Raw genomic sequence first — 9,882 nt, 5'->3', positions numbered from 1 at the left:
AATTCTTAAGTCATAACTGTAAGGAGAAGGCATCGTCTTTCCTTATTGTATTTTTTAACCTACTGATAGTATGTCAGAAACTGTTGATCGAGCGCTATAACTCATCTTTAAATAATGTCTCTAAATAACGCCCCTTTAAAAATAAACTTGACTTATTATAAACAAAAAATATAATCAACAAAGTTTATTAAAAGTATAATTCTAACTGTTAATTTAAGGACTGGAGCTCTCGTCATGATACATTCTTCTTTAATCAAAGGCATCGCATTGACTTTATTCAGTGCATTAAGTTATGCCAGCCTAGCAGCGGTCATTAAGCACCACCCAGAAGTCCCGTTAAGCCTTCTTGTATTTGCTCAAAGCTTGGTTTGCTTAGTATTAATCCTCCCTATCATCATACAACAAAATAAAAAAACAGCAGGTGCGTTAAAAAATAAAAAAAGCTTATTTAAAACAAATTATCTGCACTTTCATATTATTCGTGCTTTTTTTAGCTTAGGCATTAGCTATTGCTTATTTTTTGCTTTAAAAACGATTCCTTTAGTCAATGGTGTGCTCCTGGCAAATACCTCTGCCTTATTTACGCCGTTTCTTGCACTGCTTTTTTTCAGGCAAAAAATTAACCATAAACTGTGGCCAGCAATTCTTATTGGCTTTGTTGGTGTCGCCATCATTTTAAACCCAAGTCATGACGGCTTCTTGCGTGGTGGTGCCTTATTTGCACTCGCCTCAGCGCTATGTGTCTCATCTTCTATGCTCTTTATTCGCCGCACTACCGACCAAGATTCAGGACTAACCAGCGCTTTTTATTATTTTTTACTCTCCAGCATTATCTCTGGGGTTTTTCTAGCCATTAATCAGCCTCACCTGTCAACGAGCTTTATTCGTATCATTTTAGTCACCGGCCTGTTGTTTTTCTGTACTCAGTTTGCCTTAACACTCGCCTTGCAATTTATTGATGCTCATATCGTCTCTACACTGTATTACAGTAATATTGTCTTTGCTGTGCTCATCTCGGTTATACTCTTACATGCTCCAACCAGCCTACTGATGCTAGGTGGCATTGTGCTGGTATGTTTCTCAGGCATCGGCTGTGTTTATATCCAAAATAAACAGAAAAAACATAACATTCATCACACTCAACATGGAGTCACGCAAACTTATGCAACCGATTAATGAACTTGAATTTCTTATCTGCGATATCAGCAACTGGTGGCGCCGCATATACTCTTGCAATAGCCAAGACTTAGGTCTTGGCCCAACAGAGCGCCGTGCCTTGTATGCCATTCATCAGAACCCAGGACTCACGCAAGTTCAACTTGCCGAGTTTCTTGATATCGAGCCACAGGGCTTAACGCGTATACTCGATCATTTTGTTGCTTCAAATTGGCTACGTAAAGAAATCGCCCCACATGACCGCCGTGCGCGTTGCCTCTACCTTACCCCCAATGCAACACCTATTATTGAGAAAATTCGTGCTATCGGTGATAAGTTTCGCCCGCAATCACTTACGGGCATTGATGATGATGAACTCACTGCGTTTATCATGACTATCAGGAAAATGAAAGACAATCTTGCAAGCATCAAATTTAAAAAATAACTTAATAAAGTTGGCCTGAACTCCCACCTGGCAATGGAGTCTTACCCTACAGGTGAGTCTGTAACGTAAGAGGCCAACTATGCTAAGTAAACACCATAATTTGAGCGAAGAGTTTGCACCCTATAAAGAAACCTGCAACCAGTTAAAACAACAGGATCTAGAATTTCATCAACTCTGGCAGCAATTCCACCATATCGACAAAGAAATTAATAAAACCATATCTGTCATCACCGCCTCTCAGCTCAAGCGCCAACGCTTAAAAATACAAGATGCGATTTATAGCCGCCTTAAAGCCTGTGCTTAAACTTAAATATCAGTGATAACACCTAATATATCTAACCAGGTTAAGCTAGATTAATTAACCCAAACATTCATAAATAGATCCACAAATAAGCAGATGGTGCGCTATCTGCGGCTGTAACAAAACATAATAAAATAATTATATTTACAAAAAAAATATAAAAAAAATATAAAAAATCAAAGTTTTTAGTATAAAATCCAACAACATAAAAATTATTATTAATTTAAATTAACTTTCTTCTTAATTTAAGAAATAACACAATACTAATCCAAATAAATGTACAAAGGGGTAAATATGGACTTTCAAGGCATAAAGAAACAAGTATTAAGTCTATTAGGCCAAATTTATCTGCATGAAAGTGAAGATGAAGATAATTATGTCCATGTTGCACGTGCCAGGCTAGCGCAACAGACGATCAGTAAAATTGAGCCTACTGGCTCGCTATCAACCGTCATGCTGGAACTAAAAAACCTTAAAGGCTCACCTGCTTTTAAAGATTACTTTTCTTCTCACCATCCAGAGTCTGCCAATCGGCACTTCGACAACAAACTGAAAAAGATCTGGATTGATTGCCAAAAATGTATAGATGATTGTACGAAAGAAATGAAGGACTGGGAAGAAGACTTAAAAGTTCGACAGCAAACGTTAGATGCTGCAAATACTCATGCTTTGCCCATTTTAGCGGCGATAAAAAGCCAAATTATTAGCAAAGTCCAAGGCGAGGACTTTAAATTCGGGATCTTTGGCAGCTCATACAGCATTAAAGATGAAGACACAGGTAACATTTATCCAGTGCCACGAAGAGTATACAAAATCATGAGTCTTCTTAAAGACCCAAGATTTAGCCCAGCAGAGGTACTAGAAGAAATCAACGCAATAAGAGATCAAGCTGCAAGTGGCTATCAATCGAGTACATTATACTATTTTGGCAGAACCCAAGACTCAACAAATAGGTTTCTTGCTGAGCTTAACTGTGAAGCTCCAGCCGCAACTCATTAATAAATATTGGGGCTGACACCTAACTAGACCCTTAAGATCTGTGTATTTGTAATATAAATACATCGGTTGTGCATTAGCGTCAAATTAAACTGGATACTTCAAGTGTTAACTTTTAACTTTTAACTTTTAACTTTTAACTTTTAACTTTTAACTTTTAACTTTTAACTTTTAACTTTTAACTTTTAACTTTTAACTTTTAATAAAAGTAAAATTAATTTAAAAAATTTGTTATTTATAAATATAAAAAAGTAGATTATTTTATTAAAATAACCAAATTAATAACCTATAAAAATAATTTACAAAATATTTACAAAATATTTACTTTGTTAATTATATATTTATTTTGTCTCTTGAGTAAAATCAAGGTTATCAAGCAAAAATAATTAACTTAAATTTAAGTTCTATGCATACAATCTAAAAAATTATTTTCAATAGCAAGGGGATAAAAGATGTTACCTAAATTTGAAGATATACATAAAAAAGCACAAGGCTTTATAAACCATTTTATACAAAACAAAGATAAAGGTGAGTTTTGGAAACTTAGTCACGACTATAAAGAAAGAGAAAAACGAGATCACCTACTTTTTCAAATTAAAGAGGATATTGATAATTCTAAATCGGTTTATGACCTACTAAAACCTTTAGGAACAATCCAAAGAAATGAATTAACTCAAAAATATTTAACCTATAGTTGTCCTGAATCAACTCGATTAAAAAAATTTTTAGGTGATTGTTTAAATAACTGCGAACAACATATAGATAATCTTATCAATAAAAAATTAAACACCATAAAGGATAAAATTTTATCCCACGCCCAAGAAGGTCGCTTTGAGTTTGGTTGGGGTGGCAGCTGCTATTCTATCCACGACGAGAATGGTACCCGCCGGAAAGTTCCACGTAGGGTACAGTACATCTATGAAGCGATTACTGGTGATCTACCTTTAAAAGATAAGCTTGCTATAGTAAACAATCTATTAGCCACTGCAAAGCCTGATTCTGGTTATAAAGCAGGTCTTCTCTGGTGGGGTAGAACTCAAAACTCTACAACTGACTTTCTTCAAAGCCTTGACTGTCCTGAGCTCCACTAGCCGTTGTTGGGGGCGTACTAAAATAAAAATGCTGGTGGTACTGTAGAAAAAGCATATATTAACAATATATGCACAACAATCAGGATTTTATCAAGACTTCTACAAATGCCTCACTGAACAACAGAGAAAGTCCAACTGGGGCAACTTTTTTACCCATGATCACGCATTGACTCCAATATTTTATTACAATCATTACCCCTGAATATCCAGACAATGCAAAGCATAAATACTCAAATTTATAGTAAAGTTATAACAGGTCATTTAATACTTGACCTAAGGCGCCCTATTGAGCTTGAATTATAGTAATTTAACACTATAAGACAAGCAACAATACATGAAACAACGAACTACAAAAAACGTGATAATCACTAGCTTGTTAATCATGCTTCCCCTACTAAATTCAGCGAACAGCATTATCGGTGCAGTAGAACATACCAAAATTCCATTTATTGATGAAAGCATACGCACTCGCATTGACTCTGGTGCAAAAATTGGTGCTATCAGTGGCTTTGATCTTGATATCTTTAATAAAAGCGGCAAAGACTATATTTCCTTTACCTTTGAAAGCCCTAAAGGTCATATTCGCCATCGCTTTACTTTACCCATTGCTCGCTATATCCATATTAAAGAACGTCGCACGCAAGGCTCCGAGCAAAATAAGCTAGCCAAGCGCCCAGTTATTGTTTTACCGGTGTGTGTAGGTCATACAGTTAAAAAAGTAGAACTTAGCATTCTTGATCGTCGCAATTTTATGTACCCTATTTTACTAGGTCGTGATGCTATTATTAAATTCAATCGCTTAATTGATCCGGCCCAGCGCTTTATAACTAAGCCTACCTGTCAAGAAAGTGAGCTTACACAATGAGAATCAGCACTAACCTTCACTTTAAGCTTTTGGTCGCCGCATTATTTATTATTGGAATTTTTATCACCTGCTATCAAATTAAAACACTCAATACACCCATGACACCAAGTACTGAGACCTCAGTCTGGACCGTTGAAGCAAAAGTTCAATTTCAACCTGAAAAGAATAAACCCATCAAAGCTGAACTCACCTTGCCAAATACCTATCAAGATAATATGAAAATTCTGAATGAAAAGTTTATTTCACGCAATTATGGTTATTCTACTGCTAAAAGTAACGATAATGTCCGTGTCGTTACCTGGTCTATCCGTCGCGCTAAGGGCCTACAAGCACTGTATTATCATTTTGTCGTCCACCAACAACACCAACCGGGCAAGATCGCAGCGCCTAGCCAAACTATAGAAGCTTATCCATTTGTTAATAGCCAAAAAGTTGCCGCGGATGCCCTACTTGCCCCCATCCGTCAACAATCAGCAGATATTGCAAGCTTTACTCAAGAGACAATTCGCCTCTTAAATCAAAAGGATGATCATAACGCCACATTATTATTAAAAGATGCCGACTCCTCACTTAAGCGCGCTGTTGTCATCACTCGCCTGCTCTCTTTAGCAAAAATCCCGGCAAAAGTTATTTATGACATTTATTTATTACCTGGCACCACTCAGCCTGTCCCATGGATTGCTAGTTTTAATGGTAAAAAATGGCTTTACTTTAATCCCGTCACCGGTACTGCCGGGCTACCCGATAATGTGATGCTCTGGTCACAAGGAGAAGAGCCATTATTTAAAATTTCGGGTGCCAATCAGGCAAAAATAACCTTTACCGTATCAGAAAGCCATTTAAATGCCTTAGCATTTTTACAGCCTGATCACAGTGAAAAAGCCACTAATTTTATTAACTTCACCTTGTTAAGCCTCCCCTTACAAACTCAAGAGATTTATAAAATCTTAATGACCGTGCCAATCGGTGTGCTGATTATTTTGTTATTACGTAGTTTTGTCGGCGTCACCACTTTGGGCACCTTTATGCCGGTATTGATTGCGCTAGCTTTTCGCGAAACCCATATTGTTTGGGGAGTGGTTTTATTTACTTTAGTCACCTCCATTGGCCTTTTAGCGCGCGGTTATTTAAATCAGCTGCAGCTCCTACTGGTCCCAAGACTTGCCGTTATTTTAACGCTAGTGATTATAATGATGGCCATGATCAGCATATTTAGCTATAAACTCGGCTTTGAACGCGGCTTATCCATTGCCCTCTTTCCGATGGTGATTTTAACCATGACCATCGAGCGCGTCTCTATTTTATGGGATGAACGCGGGCCACAAGAAGCACTGATTGCTGCAACCGGCAGTTTAATTACCGCCATTTTAGCTTATCTGACGATGACCAATAGTTTAATCACCTATTGGGCCTTTGCCTTTCCCGGCTTAACCTTAATTATTATTGCTATAATGCTCTTAATCGGTCGTTATACTGGCTACAGACTATCTGAATTACTGCGTTTTAAAGCCTTTGCGAGCAAACTATGATCAGCCTGTGGAAGACCTATCAGGCGCTTAAAACAAAGGGCATTTTAGGCATTAATCAGCGTAATGCTGACTTTATTATTCGCTATAATCAGCGCAAATACTACCCTTTAGTCGATGATAAAATCATGACAAAAACCCTTGCGATTAAAGATGGTATTGCCGTCCCTAAATTATATGCAACCCTTAAAACTGACCATGATACTCACCATCTGGAGCAAATTTTAGCCAATCGAACGGATTTTGTCATTAAACCGGCCCGTGGTGCTGGCGGTGATGGTATTTTAGTCATTACCAACCGCCATGGTGAGCGTTTTCGCAAAGTCAGTGGTGCACTGTTACACTTAGACGATATTCGTCATCACATTTCTAATATCTTAAGTGGGGTATACAGTCTTGGTGGCCAACGTGATCAGGCCATGATTGAATACCGCGTACAATTTGATCCATTATTTAAAAAAATCAGCTATCAAGGTGTGCCCGATATTCGTATTATTGTCCTAAAAGGCTATCCTGCGATGGCGATGGTGCGTCTACCCACTCGGCTCTCTGATGGCAAAGCCAACCTTCATCAAGGTGCAATTGGCGTTGGCATTGACTTAACAACAGGCATCACCTTAGAAGGTGTTTGGATGAATGACCCAATTCATGAACATCCGGATACTGGCTATGCTGTACCAGGCTTACAGATTCCTCACTGGGATCATTTTTTAAACCTTGCTGCACGCTGTTACGAGCTTACTCAACTAGGTTATTTAGGTGTGGATATTATCCTTGATAAAGACAAAGGCCCACTCATGCTTGAGCTTAATGCGCGTCCTGGTTTAAATATTCAAATTGCGAATAATAGCGGCTTATTGCATCGATTACGTTTCATTGAGCAACAAAATCAACAACGCACAGCCGATGAACGCATTGCTTTCATCAAACATCAGTTCGCAAAAATATAATATTCTAAGTGCCTCTCTCTGCTCTCCAGGTGCTAAGTGAGGCCAGGCAGCTAATTTAATAAAAATTAAAAAATAAATACAAACAAATACTATAACAGGACTTACGCATTGACAACAAAATCCAGTTATGCACCTATAAAAAATTGGTATTTTCAGTACGTTTTTTTCATAACTTGCATGAAGTTTTGTCAAAGCTCATATTTTTTACTCCCTTCGAAAGTTTGTAAAAAAGTGATTAAAAGGCTACAGCCATTGATATCTCTAGCTTTCATGTTTTCAAAAAGCTGTCAATGCGTAAGTCCTGTATAAATAATAATAATTATTGTTACTTAAGCTAGCTTCTATAAAACACTTTCATGCGTTAAAATAGCTAGATTCAGCTAAATCTATTGTAAGACATGATCGATAAGGGCCTTATTATGTATACTGGAATTACCCAAGGCGTTTTTGCAGTCGTTGAACTAGAAAAAAAAGACCAACTCACCTGCTTTAGCATACAATTAGCCGATACCTTAACCCGCAATCTTAAAATAGGTGCCAGTGTTAATCTTGATGGCGTTTGTCACACCGTCACTGCCATCAACAATTCTATCATCAGTTTTGCATCCGGCGCTGAAACTCTCAAACTCACCACATTCGATGCACTTTGTTTAGGTCGTACTTTAAGTGTAGAACGCTCACATATCACAGGAGAAGAAAATGGTGGGCACGCAATGTATGGCCACGTTATCGGTACAGCAACAGTGAAACAGGTTACAATACAAGGTGATAACCTAAATTTACGCTTATCCTGTAATCCAGCATGGATGAAATATATTCTGTATAAAGGCTTTATCAGTGTTGATGGCTGTAGCCTCACCGTAGGACAAACCTCTTCACATGGCGAGTTTGAAATTAATCTCATTCCCGAGACGCTACGCGTTACTAATTTCCCTTATAAAAAGCCGGGTAATAAAGTCAATATTGAAATCGACCCGACAACCTATACAATAGTGACAACCGTTGAGCGCATTATGGCACAACAGCTAAAAAATCACACCGGTCAAATTTAAAAATAATAAAAAATACGATTAATCATTAAATAAACGTCTTTAAGCAGCTTTTTATGCCAGCCAACAATTTTTTTGGTATACCCCCCATTAAAGATAATAATTACAAAATACACTTTCATTTCAAAAGCTTAATATTTACAATAACTTTAAGTTATTTTTTTAAAATAAAAATTTAATAAGTAGATTTATTAAATAAAACCACTATAATTAATTTTTACTAAAAAATATTAAGATATAACCTTATGCGTAAAATTATTTTGTTTTTATCTATCGCCTTAATAACCAGCTCAGGTTGGGCGACTGGCTCATCTACCGACTCAAGTAAATTTCAGCAATGGAGCGAAAAAGCCAAAACAGCAACAGAGAATGCATGGGAAAAAACAAAAAGTGGGTCACAAAGCCTCTGGAATAAAGTACATCCGAAAAAATCGGACTCATAGCTAAGTTAAGAATGGCTAACTCTGAACCCAAATAAGCTAATACTGCGTTTTTTTCAACATATCACGTGCTTTTTTAATACCTTTTGTTACAAGATTATCAAATTAATAATCCACAAGATACGACACTAACATATATCTATACTAACACCTAAGCTCAAAATAGTCGTTGTAATTTTAAAGCAAGACGTTTTAAATCAATTCAATTTTCTGTATTTTTTTGAAAATCAACGAAAAATAAAATCTCTATACAGTCCGTGTTGCTTAAACTTTATTTTTGGTGTAAATCTGATATTGCTCTCCTTTTTTATTAACTTTTAAAATTCAGTATTACACCTTGAGGTTACCTAATATGCCGAAATTAAAGTATCAAAGAGAGCGGCGTGGCTCCATCATTGAAAGACAATTAGAAGATGATGTTGTTACTCTCTATCAACCAATAGAAGAGCTCGGCGTAGGCAAATATGGTAGCGTCAGAGCATTTGCCTCTGCGACTAATTCAGTCAAATTTGCAGTCAAACGCCCTCTACACCCAAATAAGGATACTATACATAAACTTAAAGTAGAAAAAACGTTTTTCGAAAAAGCTTATCCAGATACTGAGGTTTTATTTGAAGAAGTTGATACTTTAGACTGCCGTTTGGTGATGCCACTGTTCCCAGGGAAGGATTTTCATAACACACAGGACTTACGCATTGACAACAAAATCCAGTTATGCACCTATAAAAAATTGGTATTTTCAGTACGTTTTTTTCATAATTTGCATGAAGTTTTGTCATAAGCTCATATTTTTTACTCTCTTCGAAAGTTTGTAAAAAAGTGATTAAAAGGCTACAGCCATTGATATCTCTAGCTTTCATGTTTTCAAAAAGCTGTCAATGCGTAAGTCCTGACACATTAAAAAGCTATCCACACCGAACAGATGAGGTTATTGTTGCTGTAGCACTAGAGCTGCACAGGCTACACCTCCTAAAGATGCAACATGGTGATATTAAGTTTGACAATATCATTATTACAGAAAAAAATGGTGTATTTGATGTAAAATTTCTTGGCTTTGGCTTTGC

The 9,882-nt window shown here is 36.8% G+C and carries 11 protein-coding genes and 1 pseudogene; all 12 read left to right on the top strand.

Annotated features, from left to right (window positions below):
* Positions 1-234 precede the first annotated feature (234 nt).
* A complete protein-coding gene (locus C200_RS03520; RefSeq protein WP_016210820.1) occupies positions 235-1,176 on the top strand; it encodes a DMT family transporter in 942 nt (313 codons plus the stop codon).
* The gene (locus C200_RS03515) at positions 1,163-1,600 is read left to right on the top strand and encodes a MarR family winged helix-turn-helix transcriptional regulator (protein WP_230383313.1); all 438 of its coding nucleotides are present in this window, start codon (positions 1,163-1,165) and stop codon (positions 1,598-1,600) included. The genes C200_RS03520 and C200_RS03515 overlap by 14 nt, the downstream gene beginning before the upstream one ends.
* Positions 1,601-1,679: 79 nt before the next feature.
* Positions 1,680-1,904, top strand: coding sequence for a YdcH family protein (locus C200_RS03510; RefSeq protein ID WP_016210818.1), 225 nt, complete (start codon positions 1,680-1,682; stop codon positions 1,902-1,904).
* A 291-nt stretch (positions 1,905-2,195) separates the two neighbouring features.
* Complete coding sequence (locus tag C200_RS03505; RefSeq protein WP_016210811.1) at positions 2,196-2,900, top strand: hypothetical protein; 705 nt, start codon at positions 2,196-2,198, stop codon at positions 2,898-2,900.
* 449 nt (positions 2,901-3,349) lie between these two features.
* Entirely contained in the window at positions 3,350-3,988 is a 639-nt protein-coding gene (locus C200_RS03500) for a hypothetical protein (protein ID WP_016210823.1), read from the top strand.
* 334 nt (positions 3,989-4,322) lie between these two features.
* A complete protein-coding gene (locus C200_RS03495) occupies positions 4,323-4,853 on the top strand; it encodes an ATP-dependent zinc protease family protein (RefSeq protein WP_017377821.1) in 531 nt (176 codons plus the stop codon).
* Positions 4,850-6,382, top strand: coding sequence for an inactive transglutaminase family protein (locus C200_RS03490; protein WP_016210821.1), 1,533 nt, complete (start codon positions 4,850-4,852; stop codon positions 6,380-6,382). The genes C200_RS03495 and C200_RS03490 overlap by 4 nt, the downstream gene beginning before the upstream one ends.
* Positions 6,379-7,329, top strand: coding sequence for an alpha-L-glutamate ligase-like protein (locus C200_RS03485; protein ID WP_016210815.1), 951 nt, complete (start codon positions 6,379-6,381; stop codon positions 7,327-7,329). Before C200_RS03490 ends, C200_RS03485 begins: the two co-directional genes overlap by 4 nt.
* Positions 7,330-7,748: 419 nt before the next feature.
* The gene (locus tag C200_RS03480) at positions 7,749-8,381 is read left to right on the top strand and encodes a riboflavin synthase (protein WP_016210817.1); all 633 of its coding nucleotides are present in this window, start codon (positions 7,749-7,751) and stop codon (positions 8,379-8,381) included.
* A gap of 242 nt (positions 8,382-8,623) precedes the next feature.
* Positions 8,624-8,821, top strand: a complete 198-nt coding sequence (locus C200_RS03475) for a hypothetical protein (RefSeq protein ID WP_016210814.1) — start codon at positions 8,624-8,626, stop codon at positions 8,819-8,821.
* A 349-nt stretch (positions 8,822-9,170) separates the two neighbouring features.
* Entirely contained in the window at positions 9,171-9,599 is a 429-nt protein-coding gene (locus C200_RS03470) for a hypothetical protein (RefSeq protein WP_016210813.1), read from the top strand.
* A gap of 77 nt (positions 9,600-9,676) precedes the next feature.
* Positions 9,677-9,882: pseudogene (locus tag C200_RS16035) on the top strand (hypothetical protein); the annotation flags it as partial.

The sequence above is a fragment of the Piscirickettsia salmonis LF-89 = ATCC VR-1361 genome, assembly GCF_000297215.2.
GTDB lineage: Bacteria > Pseudomonadota > Gammaproteobacteria > Piscirickettsiales > Piscirickettsiaceae > Piscirickettsia > Piscirickettsia salmonis.
The sequence above is the reverse complement of the archived record's forward strand: the minus strand, read 5'-3'. Positions and strand labels throughout refer to the sequence as shown.